This window comes from Paenibacillus apis (assembly GCF_018333295.1).
In the GTDB taxonomy this organism is placed as follows: domain Bacteria; phylum Bacillota; class Bacilli; order Paenibacillales; family Paenibacillaceae; genus Fontibacillus; species Fontibacillus antibioticophila.
Map to the genome: position 1 here is coordinate 95224 of NZ_BORS01000011.1, position 24922 is coordinate 120145.

Genomic DNA, 24922 nt, shown 5'->3' on the forward strand with positions numbered 1-24922 from the left:
AATGGCGCTAAAAAAGAAACGCTCCAAATTGCGCAAAGGGAGAAAAGGCAGTATAAAGCGGACAGTACGAAAAGGCAGACGCCTTAGAGCGCATGGTAAAAAGGCATATGGACGGCGGAAGACACTGCGCAGAAGAAAGCTTGTCCGCCGCGGAGCCAGACGCCGGGGTTCAGCACGACGTCGCCGAAATCCGGTTGAGGCACCGACTCCTGTACCGGTGCCGGTGCCAGTGCCGGCAGACGTGGATAAGGATGCGCTCTATCAAGAGGGATATAATGAATCCTATCAGGAAGGCTTTAATTCCGGATTCGCTAAGGGCTTCGAAGATGGCCATAAATTGGCTTACCAGCAGCAGGAATTTAAGTAAAGGGGGGAAGCTAGAGCTTCCGCCCCGTGTGCAAAAGCATAAGGCAGTTAAACATCGGAGGGCGAGTTAGAGGGGCAACGTGTGAAGTATGCTTACGATCGCTGTTGTTCGCGGATTTCCATGATCGGACTAAGTTCTGGCAAGGGAGAAATTCGCTCACAAAGGCGAACGCTGACGCTTTATGCTTCCGAAGTAGCTTTCCTACAGAAAGCTTGTAACACTTCACACTTATGCCCTTGCTCTTCGCCTTTGCTGTTTAACTGATATGCAGTTGCACATGGCTATTCTGAAGCAGCATAGCAATAACTGCACTGCTATTAACTTGCCGCCTTGACATACAAGGAGGAGATTAAGCACAGCCTTGGGATAAACGCGAAGGGCAGCTTGCGCGATAGCTTATGCACGACGTCAATGACCTGCCGCGCCTAAAGTTGCACCTTCGCCTCACGATGCCTCGGCCTTGCACCGAAACATCGTCTGTCCTGCCAGTACGGAAGTTTTTCTCCGAACTTTACTTCTCCACTGGCATTCTAGGTCTTGCTCCGAACTTCAATTGCCCTACAAGACGATATGAGCAACTCATTCTTCTGCTCATGCTCATCAGGTCGCGATTTAATGAAATAACTTCCCTTAAAATCTTCATTCGACGCTCGAACCCACATTTAGTGAAAAAACTTACCTTAGATCGCCAGTAACAAACCAAACCGGTGTTTTAGTCCACTTTAAGTACAAAAATTTCACTATATCCGCATTTTTATCATTTCTACTGAATTTAAGGTAACTTTTTTCACTAGATGCGTAATAGTCATATTTTCATGCAGTCGACCGATCCCGTCATACTGCGAAACACCGCGTGCTGGAGGCTGCGCTCGGTGCGAGGTGTACTCATGCGTACTTGGTCGGTATTTTGCAGAATCTGCTGGAATTGCCTTGCTCTGCGGGCTTGTTGAAATGGGGGTATCCCCAATAATGATACGGTGTTGTCTACTTACTGTTTGAATGCATCTGTGTTTTAGAGGGAGTGCGGTGCAATCAGCATCATTATCTTGGCAGGAGTGCCGCCTTTTTTGCACTTTCAAAGACCGGACAAGCTGGGACATTCGCCAATTTACGAGGCGAACGGGTATTTATCCACTCCGGCGAATGGCCCTCCGCATATAGTTATACAGTCAAGAGATTAACCCATAGATAGGATTGAATGCCGTGAACAGAGCAACAGTACGAGCTAAAGAAAAAGCCCGGCGAGCGATATATCGGCAAGGATGGAGCGAGGGATATCGGTATGGAGGATGTGTGGCAGTCATGGAACAAACCCAGGTGACAGCCCCTCCTAAGGAAGAGATCCGCATTCTTTATGTTCAGCAGGGCTTTGAATCCGTAGATCAGGGGATGATTGGGGCTCTGCGGGCTTTGGCTGGAGCATTGGAGGTAGCTAGCCCGGAAGAAATGCTTCAGAAAGCGGAACAAACGAACCCCAATCTGGTGCTTGTAATGAATGCCCTGCATGTGTTTCCCGCCGAGCACAGCGAACAAATCGATTTGCTTCGCAGCCGGGGCATCCGAACCGCGGTCTGGTTTGTGGATGATCCCTATTATACCGACAGATCGCTGCCGCTTGCGGGGCATTACGATTATGTATTTACGCACGAACTTTCCTGTGTTCCTTTTTACAGGGAAGCTGGCTGCAGCGAGGTTCACTATCTGCCTCTTGCTGCGGACTCGGAGAGATTTGCTCCCATCGAGCCGCCCCGTTCTTATCAGTCCGACGTCTGCTTCATTGGCAGCGGATTTTGGAACCGGGTCGCTTTGTTTGACGAGCTGGCCCCATACCTGTCGCAAAAAAGGGTTCGGATTATCGGTGGTTTATGGAGCAGGCTTCAGCAGCAAGAGCTTCTTAGGCCCCATATTCACGAAGGATGGGTTGAACCGGGGGAGGCCCGGATCTACTATAACGGGGCGAAAATCGTCATTAATATGCACCGCCCTACGGAATCGGGCCAGGATAACGCGAACACAGCCAATCTGCCCGGTCTGTCGATCAATCCCCGCACCTATGAGATCGCCGCGTGCGGCGCCCTGCAAATTACAGATGTTCGCGAGGATCTTCAGCGGTATTACCGGCCGGGATATGACATCGAGACATTTGGTTCGGCGGAGGAATTGAAGCAAAAAATCGAATATTATTTGACGCATGAGCAGGAGCGCATCGAGATGGCCTGGAGATCGCTCCGGACGACGAGGGAGCGGCACACTTATAATGACCGCGCCGCACGTATGCTTGCCATCATGAAATAAGGAAATCCCCAAGGAGAGTGGAAATGTTGGCGAAACCTTATGGTGAGACAGAAATTGTAAGAAGAAGGAGTGGAAGAGCAAGACAGCCAAAGGCGGTAGTGCTGGTTCCTGAAGAGATATCGATAAGACAACTGGGCAGAAACGTTGGTCTCCAGGAAGGATTTGACGAAGGATATTTACGCGGGAGAATGGACGTTTTAGCGAGCAGACCGGCTCCCGTGTTTCCATTAAGGCAGATTCATGTCTTGTATATCACATCAGGCAAGGAGTATCCTTATGCGCCGGTTGATGATGGGATTCAGGAGACACTTCGCTTACTTGCCGCCAATGTCACGGTTGCGAGTCCGTCCCAGGCCGTTGCCCAGCTGGCAGCCGAAATCAGACCGGATCTTGTATTGGCGCTGGATGGGTGGAATTTGCCTCTTGAGCAAGTCGACGAAATCCGTGGAATGGGGATCCGGACTGCGCTCTGGCTGACGGATGACCCTTATTATACGGATGTTACCTCAGGGCTCGTGATGCACTATGATTATATTTTTACGCTGGAACTGAACTGTGTTGATTTTTACCGGCAAAATGGCTGCGCTAATGTACATTACCTTCCTTTCGCGGCTTATACAGGTTATTATCGGCCGCTTCGCGATCGTGCGGCTAACCGGCGCAATTTGTCCTTTGTGGGCAGCGCCTTTTGGAATCGGGTCGACTTCTTCAGACCAATCCTTAATGAATTGATGGACCGCGGACTTTACATTAACGGTTTTTGGTGGGACCGGTTGTTCGAACCCGGCGCATACCCCGGCAGAGTTGAGACGGACAAATGGATGGGTCCACAGGAGACGGCGGAAGTCTATAGCAGCAGTAAAATTGCGATCAACCTGCATCGGGCGTTCAACGACATCTCGGTAAATAACAATGCCGCGATGATCGAGGCCCTATCCCCGAATCCCCGTACCTTCGAAATTGCGGCCAGCGGCACCCTGCAAATCGTGGATGCCCGCAGCGATATCGCAAGATTTTATACGCCTGGCGTTGAGATAGAGACATTCAGTTCACAAGAGGAGCTGCTCGGGAAGATTGATTTCTATTTGAACCATGAGAAGGAGCGCCGTGAAATCGTGCTCCGTGCGCTGGACCGGACATTAAAGGAGCATACCTATACCCACAGGTTAAACGAACTTTTGACGGTCATCTTCGGTTAGCCCCTCCTGCAATCTATAAAGAGGAATATATGATAATGCCCGTACTATAGCTGTACCTGTCAAAGCGCTAGAAGACACATATAATATCTTATACTTCTTCCAAACCTCTTTATAGAATGGAGAATGCTCATGAAAGTTGTGATACTTGCAGGAGGGTTGGGTACCAGGATCAGCGAAGAGACCCAAACGAAGCCGAAGCCGATGGTCCAGATCGGCGATAAACCGATACTTTGGCATATTATGAAAATTTATAGCTATTTCGGATACAACGAGTTTATCATCTGTCTCGGATACAAGGGGGAAGCTATTAAGGAATATTTTGCTAATTATGTTCGTAATCATTCCAATGTGACTTTTGAATATCCCAGCGGGCGCTCTCAATTTCACAATATACAGGTCGAACCTTGGAAGGTGACGCTTATCGACACAGGCAGCGAAACGATGACCGGGGGGAGAATCAAACGGATTCAGCCGTATGTTGGCGATGAACCTTTTATGCTGACTTACGGTGACGGATTGTGCGATGTATCTCTTAAGGATCTGGAAGCGTATCACAAATCCCATGGGAGACTCGCTACGGTAACCGCCGTCCAACCTGCAGGCCGATTCGGCGCGCTCTCGATCGAGGAGGATGGAACCGTAAACCGGTTTAACGAGAAAATGAAAGGGGACGGCAAGTGGGTAAACGGCGGCTTTTTTGTATTGCAGCCGGAGGTTTTTGACTATTTGACGGACGATACAACGGTCTTTGAACAGGAACCGCTCGTCAATCTTGCTGCGGGAGGACAGCTTCGTGCTTACAGGCATGATGGCTTCTGGTATGCGATGGATACATTGCGGGACAAAAACCACCTGCAATCCCTTTGGAGCTCCAGGCAAGCTCCCTGGAAAGTGTGGTAACCTTCATTTCAATAGCTCAACTATATAGTTTAGGAAAGTATGCATGCATAAGAAAAAGCGCGGGCTCCAAGGGATAATGCCCTTCAGGAATCCGCGCTTTGCTGTATTTATTCGCCGTCGTAGGATCGGATGCTTTCCTTCACGTGTTCGATTTCTTCTGCCGTCAAATCTGGGAATAACGGCAGGGTGACCAGTTGTTTCCAGATTGACTCCGCCACCGGCGTTGCTCCAGCAAACTTCATGAACAAAGGCTGCATCGGAAGCGGCATATAATGGACGCCTGTCGACACGCCCCGAGCCTGCATGTGGGCGATGAATCGTTCCCTGTCCTGTACCCTTACGATAAATGCCCAATATGAGGAGTCCTGCAAATGGTAGGGAATGGCTGGATGAATATAATCCAGGTCCTTAATGGTGTTCAAATACTGCCCGATAATGCTCTCTCTTCTCCGATTCATGGCGTCAAGCTTTTGCAATTGAACGAGACCGATCGAGGCCATCAGATCATTCATATTGTATTTATAGCCGATGTCAGAGATTTCGTAATACCAGCCGTTCGTATCCGAGCTTCCCATTTCAGACTGTTCATAACGCACCCATGTATCCTTGTTGATGCCGATCCAGCGGACATGTCTGAGCGGATTCAGGAGCTCGGGGTCATCAAAGGAGATCATGCCTCCGTCGCCGGTCGTCATGCATTTCTTCTCTTCGAAACTGTAACAGCCGATATCCCCCCAGGTTCCCAGCGACTTGCCTTTATATTTGCCGCCGGCGGTGTGGGCGCAATCTTCGATGACCTTGAGACCACGCGATTTCGCCCATGCGACTAGTTCGTCCATTGGCACCGGGTGACCGCCGAAATGAACCGGCATCACAGCGACGCAATCTTTGTCGCATTTTCTATCGAGGTCCTCGAGGCTGATTCCAAGTGTTGTTTCGTCTACATCGACAAAGACGGGGATGAGCCGGTTATACAGGACCGCCATTGCGGTTGAAGCAAACGTCAAGGCGGGAACCAGCACTTTTTTTCCTTCGGGGAACCGATAAGCGGCAAGAGCCAGATGGAGTGCTGCTGTGCAGGAATTCACCCCCACTGACTCCTTAGAGCCGATATATTGACTCCACCGCTGTTCGAATTCCGTCACTTTCGGCCCTAAGCCGAGCCATGCGCTTTTGAACGAGTCCTGTATGCTTTCAAGCTCCTCTTTGCCGACGGAAGGTTTAAATAATCTGACTTTCATATCCGTCCCGCCTTTCAAGTCGGTAAATTGCTTTGATGAAGCTTCAGAAACACTTCCCTTTTGATTCGCATCGTAGCCAGCTCACGTTCGGGAGGGGGGCTTGATCCGGGCTGTCCTGGAACCCAGCGGGTCACGCCATTCTCCTCCAGCCGGATAAGCGAAGTTCTTTCGATTTCTTCCGCTCCAAGACTTTCATACATACGAATAGCCCGATAATTGTCCGCGACAACGCGGATGAAGCCTTCCATAACGTCAAGCTCTTCGATGGTCCAAATGCCAAGCGTAATCAGAGCATAAATCATGATGTTTCCGAACTTTCCTTTCCGTCCCCGAAGCAGGTTATCGAATTCGCACTGTTTCTTGAGCGGATCATAATGCAGGATTCCTACCTGGCCCACGGGGGTACATTCCTCGTCTTCCACAAAGAACAAAATCCGGTCGTCGGCGCGCCACACTTGCTCCAGCCACCGTGAGGTTCCGGCTTCCGACAAAGGAAACCGTGTGGTAAACCAATCCGCGGAGGCCTCCCTCCACTCGGCAATCAGTTTGATTTCAGCCGGATTTTGGAGCGTATCGCCTGTGATCGGCCTTAATCTTCCCCGAACAACGCCCTTGGCGGTAATCGGGATGCAGCGGGCAGCGATAGAGCTTGCGGGTGTTTGTTTATAGCTTCGCAGTATCTCTTTCATGTAGAACGATCCCTTCTGTTCTCACGTAGCCTAGGTTTTAGGCAAAGCCCCGAAGCTTTGCAAATCTTTCAAACACTTTATAGTCCATCTCGGCAATTTTTTGTGCGTATTTACTTTGGGAGAGTTGTTCGGGATGGAACCGCAGATAGCTTAACGGCTGAACGAGATAGATAGCATGGCCCCGGGTCATGAGACTGAACCAGGAGGCCATATCGACGGCAAAAAGCACTTGTTTCCCGGCGAGTACCCCGAATGGTTCGGTAAGGTCTCTTCTGCGGAATAATGCCGTAGTCGGTTCTCCGATGTAGTTGGTTCTGTCCTGAAGCATATCCCGCGTTAAAACCCCGCCATCAATGACCGTATCCACGGGACGAAGCACCTTGAACGTTCCGATCGGGGGAACAAAGATACGTTTTCCTTTACTATCAATGACTCTTCTTTGAGATGTGACGAGCACGACGTTCGTATGGCTGAGAATATGACGCATCATAATTTCGATTTTGCGGGGATGAAACAAATCATCATCATTCAGATAATTAATATACTCGCCGTTGGCGAGATTGAGGAGTTGCTGCTGGTTGGCAATCGGGCCGATATTTCCGGAATGATGATAATAACGAATCACCGAGCCGCGAGGGTGTGACCGGTGTTTCGCAACGATTTGCTCTGTCAAATTGTTCGTGCTGTTATCGCCGACGACAATCTCGATATTGGGATAAGTCTGCATCAATGCGCTAGCCAAAGCCAGTTCAAAGTATTCCGGGCGATTATGAGTCGGGATCAAAATACTTACCAAGGGGTTCATCATCATCTCTCCTTTGTTTTTTGCTGCTGAATCCGTTTGAATTCATCAAGCGAAGGAAGGGAAAGGTCCCTTTCTGAAATGATCGGTTTCAGAATGGGCCAGGTGATACGCAGGCTTTCGTCGTTCCAGATCACGCCGCCTTCATGCTGAGGAGCGTAAGGCTGGTCGGTCTTGTACACGATCTCGCAATCATCCGTAAGCGTACAGAAGCCATGGGCAAAGCCTTTTCCAATATAGACCATTCGATGGTTGTTCTCCGTCAGCAAAATGGAATCCCACTGACCGTAGGTGGGAGAGCCGGGCCGCAAATCGACGAATACATCGAAAATGCCTCCTCTGGCTGCCCGGACCAGCTTTGTCTCCGCATAGATCCCGTGCTGTAAATGCAGCCCGCGGAGTGTTCCCTTTTTCGCTGAGAACGACCGGTTCTCCTGGATCCATTCCCCTGTTAACCCGTGTTCCTGAAAGATCTTCTGGTCATAGATGCGGGTAAAATGTCCGCGATGATCTTGCTTAGGTTGGAGGATGATTTCGTAAACCCCTTGCAATTTGCAAGGCTGAATGATCATCCTGTCTGTACTCCCTTCATATATTCGTTGATTTGCCGCAGGCTTAATGCCCGCATGTCTTCCTGCCGATGCCAGGCTTTATACCATTCAACGGTATGAGTCACGGCGGAGCCGAGGCCCCAGCGCGGCTGCCAACCGAGTTCCTGTCTGGCCATGGAGCTGTCCAGACTGAGGTAGCGGGCTTCATGAGGGTGGTCGGCGCTAAGCTCACTGGCAAAGGAGGCGCCTTCTCCCCACTCCTTGCATAGGAGACCCGCAAGCTGTTCGACGGAAGCCGAGCTGGCGTGGTCAGGGCCAAAGTTCCATCCTTGGGCAAATATCGCATTGGATGTCGCTAGATGCTGTGCCAGTAGCAGATATCCGGATAAGGGCTCAAGTACATGCTGCCAAGGACGATTCGCCTTCGGGTTGCGCAGCAGGATCGGCCGCTGTTCCAAAATGGCCCGAATACCGTCCGGAACCAGGCGGTCTTTGCTCCAGTCTCCACCGCCTATTACATTGCCGGCCCTTGCAGTAGCGACCGGGACAATTGGATCAGCGGAACCCGGGGGATGAAAGAAAGCGCGGCGGTAGCTGTCGGTAATGATTTCAGACCCGGCCTTGCTGCCGGAATAAGGATCGGCTCCGCCCAGAGCGTCGGTTTCGCGGTATCCATAGGCCCATTCCCTGTTGTCGTAACATTTATCAGTCGTGACATTAATGACGGCCGAGATCCTTGAGCCGTGACTGACGGCCTGCCTGACCGCTTCTAATAAATGAACGGTTCCCATCATGTTGACTTCGAATGTGGTAACCGGGTCATGATACGACTCCCTGACAAGGGGCTGGGCGGCCATATGAATAACGATATCCGGGCTGGTCTCGCAGAGTGCTGCCGATAAGGAAGCAAGATCGCGGATATCACTATAATAAGAAGGTATAATCTCATCCATTCGGCAAATCTCGTAAATGCTGGGCTTGGTGGCAGGTTCAAGAGAATAGCCGGTGACCTGTGCGCCCATCGAATGCAGCCACAGGCTTAGCCATGTCCCCTTAAACCCTGTATGACCGGTCAAAAACACCTTTTTTCCTTTCCAGAAGCCGGGGCACGGCTCCGGCTTGTCGAGCGCCATTTCACCATCTCCTCCTTTCCATAATTTAAATGAATGAAGATAGCAGATCGTTCAGAGGCATCATATGGTTTGGATAAGGACTCTGGAACTGGCAAGAAACTACTGGACTATTAAATTTTAAAAATATGTATTCATCCAAGCACGAGATTCTTTTTGGCATAGAATAGCACGAGAAGGGAGGGATATTGGATGAATGAATTGGAAACTAGACTGCAGCAGGTTACCACCATGTTGCAAGGATATGTTGGTGACGAAAATCATCCGCTTGGTAAATTGTTTAGAGTGCTAGGAGAACTCCAAACAAATACAGATGCTGCGCAAGGCAGTGGAGCCACTGAGCCGTCAATAGCTCAATTCCAGCAGCAAATGGCCGCGCTAAATCTGGATGACGAGCAGAGAAGCGAACTTCAAACTGCGCTTGCGTCAGCGGCACGCGAAGAGGCAGCCGGCGCGGTTCCGGCTGCAGCGGGATTCAGCCCGCAAATTTTGAATGATCTTGTGGCTCAACTGAACAGCATTGATAGGCTGATCAGAGATCCGCAGGTGAATCCGCAAACGGCTCTTTCCTCGATTCGTCCATTCTACGATCAGCTTAATTCGGTGCTTACGAATGTTGCAGGATCCTTCAACCTGAATGGGAATGCGCTTCTTGGCAATTTGCAGACTTTGCTGAGAAATCAGACGCAGATTCGCTTATGATCGTTTGACGAAGGAGGCTCTCTCGAAAGGCGCTTATGCCTTTAGAGAGCCTTTTTTTAGATTTTGGAGCTATAAGTTTCTTGAACATGGTATGCGCCCGAATATTAAGGCTTGTACCTGTGCGTCTGCCGTGCCATTACGCGGCTATTGTGCCATAAGGTAGCAATAAATAAAGATTTCGCTGGGTAAAGGGCTTAGCGAGAGGAGAGAACTCGTTTGGAACCGCGAAAAATCTTTTTTCTGAATCATCTGTCCTGTTATATTAACAGCCTGGGCGATGCTCTAAGCCAGCTCGGCCACAAATTGTATTATCAGTCATCCTGGAACCAGCAAGAAATCGAAGCTGCAATTGCTTACTTTCGGCCTGAGGTCCTGATCACTGTCGGTTACGACAAACCTATGGCCGAGTTTCCGTTGGAAGTCATTCCGGACTGGTGCGAGAAATATGGATTGCTTCAAATTTACTGGGCTACGGAAGACAAAATTCATTTTGAAAGGCTGTCTCAAAAAGCGGTGCAGCGTCTTAACCCCGACATCGTCTGGACGATTCATCCCGATTGTGTCTCCATGTACCGCGAAAAAGGGATCATGTCGGAGTTTCTGAACTTTGCTTTTAACCCGCGTCTTTTTCCGGAAAAACGGGACGTCGGTCCCGAGCAGTACGACATTGCTTTTGTCGGGACGACGCATCTGGAGACAAGAACATATCGCTATGAAAGCCTGAAGGAGCTGCTGTTCCCGCTGGTTGCCTCGCCTGAGAGCGTCCATGTTTGGGGGGGGAACTGGAAGGAGAACGCGGCGCTGCTCAAGCATGAATTCGGCATGGCCTTGCCGCCTTCATGCATTCATGGTTTCCTGCCTTACAAGAGGACGGTGAGAGTGTACCATGACAGCAAGATTATGCTCGGTGTGCAGAACGCCAGGGATCAGGTTACCCAGCGCACGTTTGAAATTCTTGGCTGCGGCGCCTTCATGATCGCCAGCCGGACGGAAGAGCTGGAAAGATTATTTGAACATGGGAAAGAGATTGTCTATTCGTCGGAACCGGATGAAACATTGGAGCTGGCCCGGTACTACTTGAAGCATCCGGAGCAGCGGACGGCCATCGGCCGCATGGCAAGAACAAAGGTGTTGTCCAGGCATACGTTTTCCCGTGAACTGGAACGCCTTTGGCCTAACGTGGAACAATTACTAAAGGAAAAGAGGGTATCGTTCTATGATTGAATTAGTACCGTTGGCCCGTCAGTTTCAATCGATTCTGCCTGAAATGTTGGAGGCCATAACCGAAACCATTGAATCCGGCAAGTACGTGCTGGGGCCAAATGTTAAAAAGCTGGAGAGCGAGATTTCGGCCTATCTGCAGGCAGCGCATGCGATCGGCGTCGGTAACGGCACGGACGCCTTGGTTCTGGCACTGGACGCTCTAGGAATTGGCCCCGGAGATGAGGTCATCACGACTCCGTTTACTTTTTTTGCTTCGGCGGAAGCGATATCCAGGGTCGGCGCTGTTCCGGTCTTTGCCGACATTGATCCGCAAACCTATTGCATTGACCCGGCCCGTATTGAAGAAAAAATAACCTCGGCCACGAAAGCGATCATCCCGGTTCATTTATTCGGTCAATCCGCCGATATGGACGAAATCATGGATATTGCAGACCGATATGATCTGAAGGTCATTGAGGATGCGTGTCAGGCATTTGGCGCGGAGTATAAGGGACGCCGTGTCGGAAGCATCGGCCATGCGGCATGTTTTTCGTTCTTTCCGACCAAAAATTTGGGCACCGTCGGGGACGGCGGCTTGATCGTCACCTCAGACGATGAGCTTGCCCGGAGGGTCCGGCTCCTTCGTCAGCACGGAAGCGAGAAGAAATATCATCATACCATCCTTGGGTATAATAGCCGCCTGGATGAATTGCATGCAGCCATCCTTCGCATCGCCTTGACAAAGATTGATAGCTGGAATAAGAACCGGATGATTTTGGCCGCGCGCTACCGCGAAGCGCTGAAAGACTTGCCCGATCTGACGATTTCACCGGAAAGAAAGGACCGAAGTCACATTTATCATTTATTTTGCGTAGAGTCTAAACAGAGAGAAAAATTGCTGGAGCAGCTCAAACTTCGCAATATACAAACAAGTGTATATTATCCTTGTCCTCTGCATTTACAGGAAGCCTATGCTCATCTTCATTATAGCCAGGGCGATTTCCCGGTGTCGGAACGGCTATCGGCTCAGTTGTTTGCCCTGCCTATGGGCGCTTTCCTTTACGAAGAAGAGCAGGATCAAGTCATCTCCGCTTTGCGTACCACGAAAGGGGAAGGCCTGTCATGATCAAGTTTGGTTTGGTCGGCTGCGGAAGAATAGCCGATCGGCACATCCGTTCGCTGGCCGAGTGTGAAGGCGCGGAGCTTACCGCATTGTTTGACGTTCAGCCGGAGCGCATGGCTGCAGTGGAAGCGGATTATGTGAAACTTTCGGGTTGTCAGAGAGAACTGGCTAAATATACGGACATGGAGCAACTCCTAAAGGATCCGCAGGTTCAGGCGGTCATTATCGCTACTCCCTCGGCCCTGCACGCCAAGCTCGCCAGTGAGGCTATTCGAAGCGGCAAGCATGTCATGCTCGAGAAGCCGATGGCCCTATCCCTTCAAGATGCGGAGAATATGATCTCCCTTGCCCGCAAGCATGAAGTCATTGTGCAAGTATGCCACCAGTTAAGATATAGAAAAGTAATGACCCAGGTGAAGGAGTTAATCGAGTCGGGTACGATGGGCAAGTTGTACCTTGGCGTTGTTTCGATGAGATTGCAGCGATCCGCCGCATATTATGAAGCAGCCCCTTGGAGAGGGACATGGGAACAGGATGGGGGGATGCTGCTGAACCAAGGCATTCATCTCGTCGATCTGCTTCAATGGTTTCTGGGCGACGGCACTCGGGTATTCGGAAGCTTGCAGCGCGGTCTGCTTATGAAGGAAACCGAGGATGTAGCTGCCGGTATCGTGAATTTTAAAGACGGTGCGATCGGGATGATTGAGGCCAATACGGTAACTTATCCCGGCAACTATGATAACTGTATCACCTTGTTCGGAGAAAAAGGAACGGTAAGCATCGGAGGCATTCGTCTGGACGAAGTCCGTAAATGGTCATTTTCAGATCCCAATGTCCCCGACCCGGTGATAGAGCCTGCCGGAGAGGAGCATGTCAGAATGTACGAACGCTTTATAGCGGCGGCCAAGAACCGGGAGAATTCCGTACTGATTGATGCGGAGGAAGGGAAAAGGGCGCTCGAGTTGATCTTCGCTTTATATGATTCTGCGCTGAAAGGCCAAAGCGTGCCAATTCCATTAACCTCTTTTCATACGGAAATGATGGGCGATCTGGAGGTGGGAATATGAGCTCGGCTTTTGGACGGGTGCTGGTAACCGGAGGGGCGGGATTCATAGGCTCTCAGTTATTGCTCAGACTGCTTCCCGTTTCTGAGCATATTACGGTGATCGACGATTGCTCGACAAGCCGGCGAGAGAACGTGCCGGTCTCGGACCGGATCACCTTCCATGAGATGTCCTATGTGAATGAAGAGCTGTTGGAGCAGGTGCTTCCGGGAACGACCCATATTTTTCACTTGGCTTGTAGAAATCTTGTCATGTCCGCCGAAAATATGGACGATGACTTTCATGTTAACCTGTATGGAGGCTATTTGCTGCTTCAAAAGGCGATGCACTTATGTCCTGATTTACAGCGGTTTGTGTATACGTCCACGGCCTCTGTTTATGGGAATGCGGAACAATTTCCGACTCCGGAGAGCTGGTATCAGACATCGGTTCCTTATGCAGCAAGTAAATTTTCCATGGAGCACTACTGCCAGGTTTATTTCAGGATGCATCAATTACCGATTTCGGTGCTCCGTTTGTCGAACGTTTACGGTCCGGGCCAGCTGACGACGAATCCCTACTGCGGGGTTGTAGCCAAGTTTTTCGAGGAGGCTGAGCTTGAGAAACCCTTCACGATCTTCGGGGACGGAACGAATACACGCGACTACACCTACATTGATGATGCGATCGACGCCTTGATGGCTGCGGGAGTCCATCCCGAAGCCATAGGAAAGGTGTTTAATGTCGGCACTGGGGTGGAGACTAGCGTCATGGAACTTGCTGAGCACATTTCCCGGATTGCCGGACAGTCCGAGCCAGCCATCTCCTGGCACCCGAAGCGAAAAGTGGACATCGTTCGGCGTCGGTCTTTGGATGCCGGACTGCTGCGGAGCACGCTTGGATGGAAGCCTCAAGTGGATTTGGCCTCAGGACTTAGGAAGACGGATCTATGGAGAAGAGGAGGGAAGTCGCCGGGATGAGGATTTTTCATGGAAAGCTAGAAATCGCCGGGCAAATGGGGATCATGTGCGGAGAATTGAAAAAGCGGGGTCACCTTGCCACAGGCTATAATACATTCCATACCTATTTGGGATATAGGGATCACCTGATCAATACAACGATAGAAGAGCTCGTGAATACGAGCCATCATCTGATCAATTTTTACGATGTGTTTCATTTCCATTATGCGACCAGTCTTCTCGACGGCTATAAGGATCTGGAGATCATCAAGAGCAAAGGCAAAAAAATGGTCATGCATCACTGGGGCAACGATGTCCGTTTTCACGAGCAGGCTCGGGAAAACAATCCTTATGTCTTTACCGGAGATTCACCGCCTAATGAAGTCATTGACAGCCGCTTAACAGAGATTACCCGATATGTGGATGAAGCCATCGTTCAGGATTATGAAGTATACACCTATGTCGAGCCTTATTACAAAAAAGTGCATGTCATACCGATCTCGATCGACCTGGCTCCCTTTACCCCGGCATATCCGAGCGGAAAGGTCAGACGGCCGCTGATCGTGCATGCTCCGACACAACAGGATTTTAAAGGAACGGTGGCCATCGAAGCGGCCATTCAAGAACTGCAAAAGTCTTATGACTTCGAATACATGCGAATTGAAAAGATGAACCACGAGCAGGCAGTAGAGATGTACCGAGCAGCTGATTTGGTTGTCGATCAAATCCGGTGCGGCTCCTATGGTCTGCTCAGCGTAGAAGCGATGGCCCTGGGCAAACCGGTTATCACCTATATTCGCAGCGATCTGGTCGAGAAGTTTCCCTCCGAATTACCGATCATGAATGCCAATCCGGACAATATCATCACCGCCATCCAGGTGTTTCTGGAAAACCCGTCTCTTTATGAGGAGTTGGGAAGAAGAGGCAGATCGTATGCAGAGAAATATCATGCCAAAGAAGTCGTCGTGGATCAGTTGGAGCAGGTGTATGCCAATCTGCGGCCATAAGAAAGGAGGTCTGAGATAACCGATGAATATCCTGGAGAAGTCGATGCTCTTTATTCCAAATCGTTACTCTGCTCATGGGAAGGAAATCTATGTGTCCTATAATATATCGGTCATTCCTGAAGACATGGAGGTTCTGTCCATGAAACTGGTCGTAACCGCCCATGTTCCAGCTACGGGAACGCTTGTATTGCGTGAGATCGCACATGGCTGGGATGAACAGTACATCTTGAAGGCTCGGCCAACGTGTACGGAGATTAAGGACACTGTTGCCATTTCAGGGGTGAAGGAAGCCGAGTTTGATTTGACTCGATTGTCCGGACCTTGGCGGTTTGATAGCCATAACAATCATGGGGTTTATGTAGGCTTGGAATCTGAGGGTGATGCCTCGTTCTTGCTGGAGGACCCACCCTATTTGCTTGTCGGCACCATGTGACCGCTTCGAGGCTTGTCTTGAACGTGAAGGGCTGTTTGAGTGGAGGCGGAATCGCCGCTTGCGCTCAGGCAGTCTTTTTATAACAGAAAAAACGGCGGAACAGTAAGTCTGTCCGCCGTTTTCGCGTTCTAGTATGCGATGCCAGGATAATCAACTCTTTGATAGATGCCTTTAACGAATGTGTAGAGCCGGATATAATCAGTGACCCGCTCTTTGTATACCGTCTCAAGGGTTTGATTCGGCAATTGATATACAAGGAAGGAGTCTTTCATATAGTTCTGTTTATTCGGAAGTCCAAGGTTGAAATAATCGAGATGATGGTAATCGCTGTAGATCATTCCTTTGCCGAACGTAATTTGAGTACCCAAATGATAGAATTTCGCGAAGCCGGATGAGTTTAGAATCCAGTTCGTCTGATAGCCGGTATTTCCCGTATAGTTCGAGTTCAAGGCTACGACATGAAAGCCAAGCTCGCGCCATTGGATCACCCCATTGGCTCCGTAATTGGGCAGCCACATGCTGAGCTGATTTCGAGAGGCAATCGCTCCGTTGACCCATTTTAAAAGTCCCTCGTCATTGCTTTGCGGAATGATGGATTCCCTTTGCCATAGAAATCCTCTGAAATCCAATTTGTCGTGCAGATCGGTTCGCTGGTTCCATCTGGCATTGAACTGGTCGATCCACCAGATGACTGCAGCAAAGCGGTCTATGTTCGACGAAAAGTCAAGGTTGCGGCCCTGAATTTCCCCGAATGCCTTTTGAAATTGATGAGGATACGGGATGGAGACCCAGACATCGAGTTTATCGCTCGTGGCAAGCCGGTGCAGGGCAGTCAGATTGACGCCGGGGGCGAACAGGTTGTCAATCCATTCCAGCCAGTCGGCTTTTCCCGAGGGCTCTCCGAAGCCGACGTAAAGCGGGTACATGAAATGGCGATTACTCTTTGTACGGATCCCGTTAAAGATGAATCCCTTAAAAAAGCTGTCAATCGGTTGACCGTTCAGCATGTAATTCGTGTAATAGCGTAATTGGTTTTCATCCCAACTTAGAGGCATTTCATTCAATAAATCTCCGCACGGTATCATGCACACCTGGTTTTTCAATTGATAGGCCTGCGGTGATAAATATCCACTAGCCGACGCAGGAATCATCTTTTCACACTCCAGCCATTTTATTTTTTGTTCTTTTATCAATAAATAGTATGTTCTCAGAATTAGGGATGACCTAGACAACAATCCAATTTTGTCCAGAGCACTGGCAACCATCTCTATAAATGAATAAATCATAATGTCAGAAGAATGCAGTCATTTATTGAGGGGAGGAGCATTATGAAGATCGTTCATGTGCCGACCGAAATTGCGGGTCAAATGCAGACCATGGTGAATGGGCTTCGGCTGGCGGGACATGAAAGCAACGGCTATAACTGGTTCCTCAGTTATTTGAACTACAGCGGAGACATCAATATAACGGATGCTTACGAGCTAATCAGAATCGTGGATCCGATTGCCAGATATGCAGACGTAATCCATTTCCACAACGGCAACTCATTTCTGGCCAATAATATCGATTTACCTTCCCTGTATGCGAATGGAAAAGCAATGGTCATGCATCATTGGGGAAATGATGTGCGGACTAAAAAGATCACTGCCTTGCTCAACCCCTATCAGATTCCTGCTAGTTATTTTACCGATGAACGGATTCATCAAAATCTTATGTTTACGAGCAAGTATATCAAGCATGCCATTGTTCAGGACTATGAGCTATACCCGCATGTGGCCGACTATTACGAGCATGTTCATGTTCTGCCTCTGGCTTGCAAGCACGAGGATATTCCTTTCGCTTATCCTTCCATAGACAACAGGAATCCGTTAATTATCCATGCTCCCACCAATCGTGAATTCAAAGGCTCGGAATATGTGGAGAAGGCTATTGCGGAGCTGAAGAGAACGAAGAGGTTTGAATACCGTGCCATCGAGAAAATGAGCCATCGGGAAGCGATGAAAACCTACCTGACCGCTGATATTATCGTCGATCAAATCCTCTGCGGAACCTACGGCATGCTGAGCGTGGAAGCTATGGCAATGGGAAAAGTGGTGGTTGCTTTTGTCAGGGACGATGTTAGAGCGAAGTTTCCGCCGGAGTTGCCGATTGTGGTGGCGAATCCGGATACGATATCCGCGGTGCTTGCCACGCTGATCGATCAACCAGAAGCGAGACATAACCTGGGCATAGCCGGTCGTTATTATGTAGAGAAATACCACAGCTTGAATTACATCACTCCGAAACTGCTGGATATTTATAACAGCGCTAAAGGAGGAGAGTAATTGGAATCAGTAAAAGTCATGCACATTCCGGTGGAGATTGCCGGACAGGTCGGCCTGATCTGCGATACTTTGATGAACAAAGGGATCCATGCCATTGGTTTTAATTATTTTCTGAACTATTTGAATTACAACCGAGTAATCCCTATTGAATCCTATGAGCTCGTTAAGCTGCTGGAATACAGCATCCTGAATTATGATTTGTTCCATTTTCATAATAGCTATACTTTCATCGAGGATAAGCGGGACATTCAAATGATACGCGAGGCTGGCAGAGGCGTTATCATGCATCATCGAGGCAATGACGTCAGGTCCCATAAGCGGGCGAAGGCATGGAACGGATACAAGAATCCTTATGTAAATACGGATTCCTCCTTTCCCGAGGAGGAAATCGAACAAAACCTGAAGTTTTTTGCCAAGCATGTATCCGCGGCTATTGTCCAGGACTATGAATTGTATCATTACGTGGCGGATTACTATGCGGCAGAAGGAAAAAAAGTATATGTGCTGCCCAGACTGTTTATTCCGTCTTCCGTCACTCCCCCAAGTCCGAAGTCACAAAAGTCAGATCCGCCATTGATTGTTCACGCACCGACTCATCGTGAGTTCAAGGGAACCAAGTTTATTATCAATGCGGTTGAGAAACTGGCGAAAGAGGTTCCGCTTCGCTTCAAGCTTGTCGAAGGGATGAGCCATGACGAAGCGATGGCGCTTTACGAAGAAGCGGATATCGTGATCGATCAGGTGCTTTGCGGCGCTTACGGCAACCTGAGTGTGGAAGCGATGGCGCTCGGGAAGGCGGTTGTATGCTATATACGCCCGGACCTTAAAGACACGTTACCGGCTGACTTGCCGATTCTGTCCTGTAATCCGGATACGCTTTATGACGGTTTGAAAGAGCTGGTGCTTCACCCGGAACTCAGGGTGCAGCGGGGGCAACAGGGCATCGCCTATGTTAAGAAGCATCATGATGCAGATCAAATTATTTTACAGTTGATCTCAATATATGAAGAGGTTTTAGGAAGGAGCATTTTATAGATGGGCGTAAGAAGCACAGAGATTTTGTATGGATCGAATGTTACGATCGGCGAACATGTCATTATTGAGCCTGGCGTGGTAATCGGTGATGATGTCGCCATTGGGAATTTTGTCGTGATCAAGCAGGGCACGAATATCGGCAACGGGGTGCACATCGGAGATCTGTGTGTTCTCGGTAAGCGCCCTGCGTCCAATCCCAAAATGTCACAAAAGCCGCCTGTGGACCTGCCGCCGCTAATGATCGGCGACCGGGTCAAAATCGGCTGCAGCGTTGTGATCTATTGCGGAGTGAATCTCAGCGAGGATGTGTTCGTAGGTGATATGGCCAGCATTCGTGAACGGGTAAGCATCGGAAACAGCAGCATTATCGGCCGTAATGTCATCGTGGAGCCGAAAACGGAGATCGGAAGCAGAGTTACGGTTCAAACATCTTCGTATATTACCAGCGACATGGTGATCGAAGACCATGTTTTTATTGGTCCATGCTGCTCTACCTCTAACGATAAATATATGGGGCTCGGTAACTACCCTCACCAAGGCCCTATTATTCGGCGTCACGCAAGAATAGGGAATAATGCAACCTTGCTGCCTGGGATTACGATCGGTGAACAAGCGGTCGTCGGTGCGGGAACGGTCGTTACGAAAGATGTTCCTCCTGGCGAAACGGTAGCAGGCAACCCGGGAAAACCGATCAAATCAACTCAATAATTATTAGCTATATTTTGAACCAAGGAGGACGTATTTATGACCGGCAACAACTCCAAGAATTTGATCAAAACGATTGCCGTAATCGGGCAAGGATACGTGGGCCTGCCGTTGTCCCTGTTATTTCTCTCCAAGGGATTTACCGTGTACGGAGTAGATAAAGACCTTGGGAAAATCAGGGCGCTGCTTCAGGCCAAAAGCTATCTGCCCGATGTGACAGATGAAGAGCTGAGTCAAAGCCTGGAAACGAACCGGTATCACCCGACCGATGAAATGAGCTGTATCCCCTTAGTAGATGCGATCATTATTTGTGTACCTACGCCGCTCAATTCAGAGCATTCACCAGATTTGACCATTCTCGAAAGAGCAGTAGCTGACATCAGCCGATATTTGCAAAAGGGCCAATTGGTCATCCTAGAAAGTTCTACTTATCCGGGGACAACGAGGGAAGTTATCAAACCGGTCCTTGAACAAGGCAGCGGTTTGACTGCAGGCATCGATTTTCATATTGGCTACTCCCCAGAAAGAATCGATCCTGGGAATGAAAGCTTCAAGGTGGAGCAGATTACCAAGGTGATCAGCGGGTTGACTCCGGAGTGCCTGAAACTTGCGGAGGAGCTGTACGCAAAAGTATTTGAAAGTGTAGTGAGCGTCTCGTCGCCGGAAGTAGCAGAGTTCACGAAGCTGCTGGAAAATGCCCATCGATTGGTTAATATCAGCTTCATTAATGAACTTGCAACCATTTGTGATGAAATGAACATTGATATTTGGGAAGTGATTGAAGCGGCCAAGACGAAGCCCTTTGGCTTTACCCCGTATTATCCGGGCCCCGGTATCGGCGGGCATTGTATTCCGGTCGATCCGCTATACCTGCAGTGGAAGGCGCAAAAAGCGGGCCTGACGAGCAAATTTATTGAAATTGCAGATGAAGTTAACCGGAAGGCGCCGCACTATGTCGCTGCTCGAATCCAAGCCCTGCTTAAACGGCATAATGCTCCCGATCAGGCAAACTTGCTCATCTACGGGGTTGCTTACAAAAGGGATATCAATGATGTCCGGGAATCGCCGGCTCTGGATCTGATTTCCTTGCTGGCCCAATCCGGGCATCATGTCAGCTATCACGATCCTTATATTGAAGAGATTGAAGCTGGGGGGCAAACTTATAGGAGCGTTGAGCTTCATGAAGAAATATTGAAGAATACCCATTGCGTCATTATTGTGACAGATCATTCCGTTATTCCTATTGATAGCATTGCCGCTCATGCTCAAATCGTTTTTGACACGCGCAATGTAACGGATAAGCTGGGGGATAAAGAGAACATTTATCGCTTCGGAGCCGGACACGGAAACTTGACTTGATTAGCAAGGACAACTTGCCAGAGAGCTGAAAAAATTACACGGAAAGCTCAGATGATTTGACCAAGCAAGGGGGAGGTACCGCTGCATATCTTAAACAGTCGGACGATAAGTCTGACAGAGTTATGAAGAAAGGAGGTGAATTCATGGCTCTGATCTTGGATGCTTTCACTACAACCGCTAATACAGTGGTTACGGCAGATACTGGAGCGCCTCCTGGGTCCCTTCCCACCCCCGCAATCGTCGTACCAAAAGATCCGGAAATGCCATTTATTAATGGGAACGGGACTTACATCTTTTCTCCGTTCGACGGACCAGGCTCAACAGTAACATTTGTGTCCACTTATTCGATTCCTGCCGGGTTGCTTCCAGTCTTTACGGTAGGCCTTCCGATTACGGCATTTTTTGCTTATGCTGCTGACGAAACGGCCACTTCGACAGTTACACTGGAAGCGATCAACTTGTTGGGAATCGTCGTTCTGACTGTGCCGCTGATTACAGGCCTTAGCAATGGCGGAAACAAGCAAAATGTAGCTATTGGTTCGGGTGATACACTCTTGCTCGCTACCCTTGGCCCATTAGGTTCCGTCCAATTCACAGTAACAACGACCGTAACAGCACCGACTGTAGCACCCTATCCATTTGGTGCCGCCGGAGAGTATCTTGGCGAACTGCGTGTTCACTCGCTTGCCGTAGTGTAGCAACTATTCTCGGAAGAGGCCGGAAGAGAGCTTTGTCTCTCCGGCCTCCTTTCTCTTTCCATTCAATAGTCTATTCCAGGATATGATGTTTTGCAGTACGCCCCTGAAATAAATGCATATAGTCGTTCATAGTCTTCGGGTTGTTTTTTCGATAAATCCCCCAGTCTTTGGTTCGGAAACTGGTATACGAGCAAATGGCTGGAGGCATAGCCGTTTTTCTCGGGAAGCCCCAGATTTAAATAATCGAGGAAATGAGTATCGTTATATAAAATGCCTTTTCCGCAAATGATTTGGAACCCGGCCCCGCAGGATCTAGCCATGATTGCTGCATGATTAATCCATTCTACGCCCATTCCGGCGTTTCCGTAATAGTTGGCATGGATCGCTGCGTCATTGAAACCGAGCATGCTGAACTTCACGGCCCCGTATGCCCCATACTGCGGCAGCCAAAGGGAATGATAACCTTCAGAGGCAATAAACCGATTGGTCATTTTTACTAATGGTTCGTCATGCTTATCGATCGATTCCCTCTGCCATAGAAATCCTCGAAGCCCCAGATTACCAAAATCATTGCCCACTTGATTCCATCGTTCTAGAAACTGGTCGATCCACCATTCAACCGCTTCATAACGGTCTTTAGCGGACATAAAATGAAGCTCTCGGCCATTCAATTTTCCGAAATTTGTATACAGCATCTGCGGATAAGGGATGGACACCCATACATTAAGCGGCCGATCCGCAAGGGAGTTTAAAGCGTCCAAATTACAGCCAGGGGCGAAAAGGGAATCTATCCACAAAAGCCAATCACTTTGGTCAGCGGCCGCTCCGAATGCCGCGTACATCGGATACATGAAGCGCCCGGGACGAGAGCCGATTCCATTAAATATAAAGCCATCGAACAGAGGCTTGAACGCATGAGATCCGGATAATTCCTCAGGTACATAATGAACGTAAGGGGCGAGGTCAGATGAGGTCCACGGTGCGAAATGCTCAGGCAACAGTCCGCCGCAGGGCAAGACACAGAGATGCTTTGGTCTTGGCAATATTTTGTCACCTCACTTTTGATTAGAGAGAATCGATCTATGTATATGTAGAAGGGGACGATACAGACTTGAAAATTGTTCATGCTCCAATGGAAATCGGCGGTCAGGTAGGGCTATTTTGCAAAGAACTGGGCAAATTCGGGCATCAAGCGGTTGGCTTTAATTATTTCAGAGCATTTCAGAATTATACGGAAAATATTATGCTTACGGACCAATATGAGTTAATGAAAAATTTTGGTGAAGCGCTGAATTACTTCGATTTGTTCCACTTCCACTTTAATATGACGATGATCCCCGGCATGGATGATTTGAAGCTGATCCAAAAGGCGGGAAAGCCTATAGTAATGCATCATTGGGGAAATGATGTCAGAATGCTAAGCATGGCTTCACTCCATAATCCTTACGTTCGTATCGTAAATGCGCCTAAAGAGAGTGATATTAAGCGCAGGTTATCCCATGTTGGAGAATATGTTCCAATCGGGATCGTGCAGGACCATGAGGTTTACGAGTACGTCAAACCCTATTATAAAGAGGTGTGTATTCTTCCTCTCGCTATAGATGTTGTCCATAGTTCTCCAGCTTACCCCGACGAACACGAATCTTGCCCGCTTATTATTCATGCGCCTACAGATCCGTTGTTTAAAGGAACGGAAAGGATAGAGGAAGCCATAAGCAAGCTGAAGTTGGAATATCCCCTGCGATACATCAGGGTTGAGAAGTTGGCGCGTGAGGAAGCGCTGGCATTGTACCGCCAGGCCGATCTTATCATAGACCAAATTTTATGCGGATCTTACGGGTTGGTTGCAGTTGAGGCGATGGCACTCGGAAAACCCGTGGTCGCCTTTATTAGAGAGGCTCTCATAGGCACATTTCCCCCAGAGCTTCCTCTGTGTAATGCTAGTCCCGATACGTTGTACGATGTATTGAGAACATTGATAACCTCAGGCGCCTTGCGTAAGCGTAAAGGCATCGAGGGAAGGAAGTTTGCAGAACATTATCATGATATCCGGGTCGTAGGCTGTCAATTGCTTTCGATATACAATCGTTTATAAATTTCCCGGCGGCTTCCTTGTCAAAACTTTTCAGGATACTGTTTCATGCAGAGAGCCATTCTATAGCTGTAATCATTATAGCTATGGAAGGGGAATGTACTTTCGATGCATATAAAGAAGATGGTCCATTTATCATTGTCCGCCGCTCTTATCGCCGGGATGGTCGGTTTGACGGCCTGTGGAACTCGTACGGATAACAATAATGTCAAAACGCAAAGCCTGCGAAACCATAACGGACGAAATGTTGACGTAAATTCGCTGCCGCAAGGAAATCGTTTGTTTTCGCGGAGCGCGGGTAACGGTCAATCGGAGCGGATTACTTCGCTGAAATACAGTCCTGCGCTGAGCAACAAAGTTGCCGGGCTGAGCGATATTCAAACGGCTCATGTCGTCGTGACTGACCGGGATGCTTATGTAGCGGTGACGCTTCATGGAACCAATAACAATCCCGGGACAGGATCGGGCATATCGGAGATGTCGACAGGGAGGTCAACAGGGATCAATAATAACCGGGGAATGACGAATTCCAGCGGTTCGTACGGAGCAAACTCCGAGACCCGAGGAAGCGGAGGGAATGGCGGGCTGGCTCGCGGATTAACAGGGCGTTCCGGAACGGCAGGCAGCTTGTTCGATATAAATCGCGGCGATGGGGGCATGGGAACCGGCACGTTCAATGGCATCGAGAACGGTACGGAAGCCGGCAGGGTGACTGACAATGTGACTCAACAGGTAAAAGATCAGGTTACCGATGTGATTAAAAAGACAGCCCCGAATATTCGTAATGTCTATGTATCCAATGATTCCGACTTTGTATCAAGGGTCGGCAGTTATGCTACAGAATCCCGCGGCGGATCAGCACTCCAGGATATGATTTCCGACTTTCAGACGATGATTGATCGGGTGTTTCCATCCCGCGCAGGAACCATGACTGGACCGAACGGTTATGCGCCGACACAGCCGAACGGGATTAACAATAGAGGCATGACACCGGCCGGAATCAATAATAATGGCTATTCAGGCGGAGTGACTCGTTAGAGACAGGAGTCTGCAGCAAAAAAGAAC

The 24922-nt window shown here is 49.2% G+C and carries 25 protein-coding genes; 18 read left to right on the forward strand and 7 right to left on the reverse strand.

The genetic code is table 11. The annotated features are described in order from the left end of the window. Position 1: 1 nt before the first annotated feature. From KI362_RS16415 to rfbF, 4 genes are all read left to right on the forward strand, one after another. Positions 2 to 367 (forward strand): hypothetical protein, encoded by a 366-nt coding sequence (locus tag KI362_RS16415; protein ID WP_044481824.1) that lies wholly within the window; start codon positions 2 to 4, stop codon positions 365 to 367. Between the two features lie 1302 nt (positions 368 to 1669). Next, positions 1670 to 2662, forward strand: coding sequence for a CgeB family protein (locus tag KI362_RS16420; RefSeq protein WP_301628686.1), 993 nt, complete (start codon positions 1670 to 1672; stop codon positions 2660 to 2662). Between the two features lie 26 nt (positions 2663 to 2688). Further along, on the forward strand, positions 2689 to 3861 hold the full coding sequence (locus KI362_RS16425) for a CgeB family protein (protein WP_301628688.1): 1173 nt from the start codon (positions 2689 to 2691) through the stop codon (positions 3859 to 3861). Between the two features lie 129 nt (positions 3862 to 3990). Continuing rightward, on the forward strand, positions 3991 to 4761 hold the full coding sequence (rfbF, locus tag KI362_RS16430) for a glucose-1-phosphate cytidylyltransferase (RefSeq protein WP_301628689.1): 771 nt from the start codon (positions 3991 to 3993) through the stop codon (positions 4759 to 4761). A 107-nt stretch (positions 4762 to 4868) separates the two neighbouring features. On the opposite strand, the gene KI362_RS16435 is transcribed toward rfbF, so the two are convergent. Genes KI362_RS16435 through rfbG form a run of 5 tightly spaced genes read right to left on the reverse strand, consistent with a single transcriptional unit; the run spans position 4869 to position 9177 of the window. Then, positions 4869 to 6002 (reverse strand): DegT/DnrJ/EryC1/StrS family aminotransferase, encoded by a 1134-nt coding sequence (locus tag KI362_RS16435; protein WP_301628690.1) that lies wholly within the window; start codon positions 6000 to 6002, stop codon positions 4869 to 4871. A 14-nt stretch (positions 6003 to 6016) separates the two neighbouring features. Further along, positions 6017 to 6691: a GNAT family N-acetyltransferase gene (locus KI362_RS16440; protein WP_044481821.1), complete on the reverse strand. Its 675-nt coding sequence runs from the start codon at positions 6689 to 6691 to the stop codon at positions 6017 to 6019. Positions 6692 to 6728: 37 nt separating this feature from the next. Continuing rightward, complete coding sequence (locus tag KI362_RS16445) at positions 6729 to 7496, reverse strand: glycosyltransferase family 2 protein (protein WP_301628692.1); 768 nt, start codon at positions 7494 to 7496, stop codon at positions 6729 to 6731. A 2-nt stretch (positions 7497 to 7498) separates the two neighbouring features. After that, positions 7499 to 8065: a dTDP-4-dehydrorhamnose 3,5-epimerase gene (gene rfbC / locus KI362_RS16450; protein WP_301628693.1), complete on the reverse strand. Its 567-nt coding sequence runs from the start codon at positions 8063 to 8065 to the stop codon at positions 7499 to 7501. Then, positions 8062 to 9177, reverse strand: a complete 1116-nt coding sequence (rfbG, locus tag KI362_RS16455) for a CDP-glucose 4,6-dehydratase (protein WP_301628695.1) — start codon at positions 9175 to 9177, stop codon at positions 8062 to 8064. Before rfbG ends, rfbC begins: the two co-directional genes overlap by 4 nt. 189 nt (positions 9178 to 9366) lie before the next feature. On the opposite strand from rfbG, the gene KI362_RS16460 reads away from it, so the two are divergent. The 7 genes from KI362_RS16460 (at position 9367) to KI362_RS16490 (ending at position 15644) form a co-directional block, all read left to right on the forward strand. Beyond that, entirely contained in the window at positions 9367 to 9876 is a 510-nt protein-coding gene (locus KI362_RS16460; RefSeq protein WP_301628696.1) for a hypothetical protein, read from the forward strand. A gap of 216 nt (positions 9877 to 10092) precedes the next feature. Further along, entirely contained in the window at positions 10093 to 11100 is a 1008-nt protein-coding gene (locus tag KI362_RS16465; RefSeq protein WP_301628698.1) for a CgeB family protein, read from the forward strand. Further along, positions 11093 to 12205, forward strand: coding sequence for a DegT/DnrJ/EryC1/StrS family aminotransferase (locus tag KI362_RS16470; protein ID WP_301628700.1), 1113 nt, complete (start codon positions 11093 to 11095; stop codon positions 12203 to 12205). The genes KI362_RS16465 and KI362_RS16470 overlap by 8 nt, the downstream gene beginning before the upstream one ends. After that, complete coding sequence (locus KI362_RS16475) at positions 12202 to 13269, forward strand: Gfo/Idh/MocA family protein (protein WP_301628702.1); 1068 nt, start codon at positions 12202 to 12204, stop codon at positions 13267 to 13269. The genes KI362_RS16470 and KI362_RS16475 overlap by 4 nt, the downstream gene beginning before the upstream one ends. Then, positions 13266 to 14225, forward strand: coding sequence for an NAD-dependent epimerase/dehydratase family protein (locus KI362_RS16480; RefSeq protein ID WP_301628704.1), 960 nt, complete (start codon positions 13266 to 13268; stop codon positions 14223 to 14225). The genes KI362_RS16475 and KI362_RS16480 overlap by 4 nt, the downstream gene beginning before the upstream one ends. Then, positions 14195 to 15211: a glycosyltransferase family 4 protein gene (locus KI362_RS16485; RefSeq protein WP_301628706.1), complete on the forward strand. Its 1017-nt coding sequence runs from the start codon at positions 14195 to 14197 to the stop codon at positions 15209 to 15211. Before KI362_RS16480 ends, KI362_RS16485 begins: the two co-directional genes overlap by 31 nt. A gap of 22 nt (positions 15212 to 15233) precedes the next feature. Continuing rightward, positions 15234 to 15644 (forward strand): hypothetical protein, encoded by a 411-nt coding sequence (locus tag KI362_RS16490; RefSeq protein WP_301628708.1) that lies wholly within the window; start codon positions 15234 to 15236, stop codon positions 15642 to 15644. 128 nt (positions 15645 to 15772) lie between these two features. Here the strand turns inward: KI362_RS16490 and KI362_RS16495 are convergent, their stop codons facing one another. Continuing rightward, positions 15773 to 16795, reverse strand: a complete 1023-nt coding sequence (locus KI362_RS16495) for a DUF4855 domain-containing protein (RefSeq protein WP_301628710.1) — start codon at positions 16793 to 16795, stop codon at positions 15773 to 15775. Positions 16796 to 16972: 177 nt separating this feature from the next. Between KI362_RS16495 and KI362_RS16500 the strand changes: the two genes are divergently transcribed. From KI362_RS16500 to KI362_RS16520, 5 genes are all read left to right on the forward strand, one after another. Next, positions 16973 to 17968 (forward strand): glycosyltransferase family protein, encoded by a 996-nt coding sequence (locus KI362_RS16500; RefSeq protein ID WP_301628712.1) that lies wholly within the window; start codon positions 16973 to 16975, stop codon positions 17966 to 17968. Next, positions 17969 to 19003 carry a glycosyltransferase family protein gene (locus KI362_RS16505; protein ID WP_301628714.1) on the forward strand — a complete coding sequence of 345 codons (1035 nt, stop codon included), beginning with the start codon at positions 17969 to 17971 and terminating at the stop codon, positions 19001 to 19003. It begins immediately after the preceding gene. Further along, the gene (locus KI362_RS16510) at positions 19004 to 19711 is read left to right on the forward strand and encodes an N-acetyltransferase (RefSeq protein ID WP_044481808.1); all 708 of its coding nucleotides are present in this window, start codon (positions 19004 to 19006) and stop codon (positions 19709 to 19711) included. Between the two features lie 36 nt (positions 19712 to 19747). Further along, positions 19748 to 21067 carry a nucleotide sugar dehydrogenase gene (locus KI362_RS16515; RefSeq protein WP_301628715.1) on the forward strand — a complete coding sequence of 440 codons (1320 nt, stop codon included), beginning with the start codon at positions 19748 to 19750 and terminating at the stop codon, positions 21065 to 21067. Positions 21068 to 21210: 143 nt separating this feature from the next. Next, positions 21211 to 21765, forward strand: a complete 555-nt coding sequence (locus KI362_RS16520) for a hypothetical protein (protein ID WP_301628717.1) — start codon at positions 21211 to 21213, stop codon at positions 21763 to 21765. 62 nt (positions 21766 to 21827) lie between these two features. Here the strand turns inward: KI362_RS16520 and KI362_RS16525 are convergent, their stop codons facing one another. Continuing rightward, positions 21828 to 22808 (reverse strand): DUF4855 domain-containing protein, encoded by a 981-nt coding sequence (locus KI362_RS16525; protein WP_301628720.1) that lies wholly within the window; start codon positions 22806 to 22808, stop codon positions 21828 to 21830. 68 nt (positions 22809 to 22876) lie between these two features. Here KI362_RS16525 and KI362_RS16530 point away from each other — a divergent pair, with 68 nt between their 5' ends. Beyond that, entirely contained in the window at positions 22877 to 23860 is a 984-nt protein-coding gene (locus KI362_RS16530) for a glycosyltransferase (RefSeq protein WP_301628722.1), read from the forward strand. A gap of 120 nt (positions 23861 to 23980) precedes the next feature. Continuing rightward, positions 23981 to 24895, forward strand: coding sequence for a YhcN/YlaJ family sporulation lipoprotein (locus KI362_RS16535; protein WP_301628723.1), 915 nt, complete (start codon positions 23981 to 23983; stop codon positions 24893 to 24895). Positions 24896 to 24922: the final 27 nt, after the last annotated feature.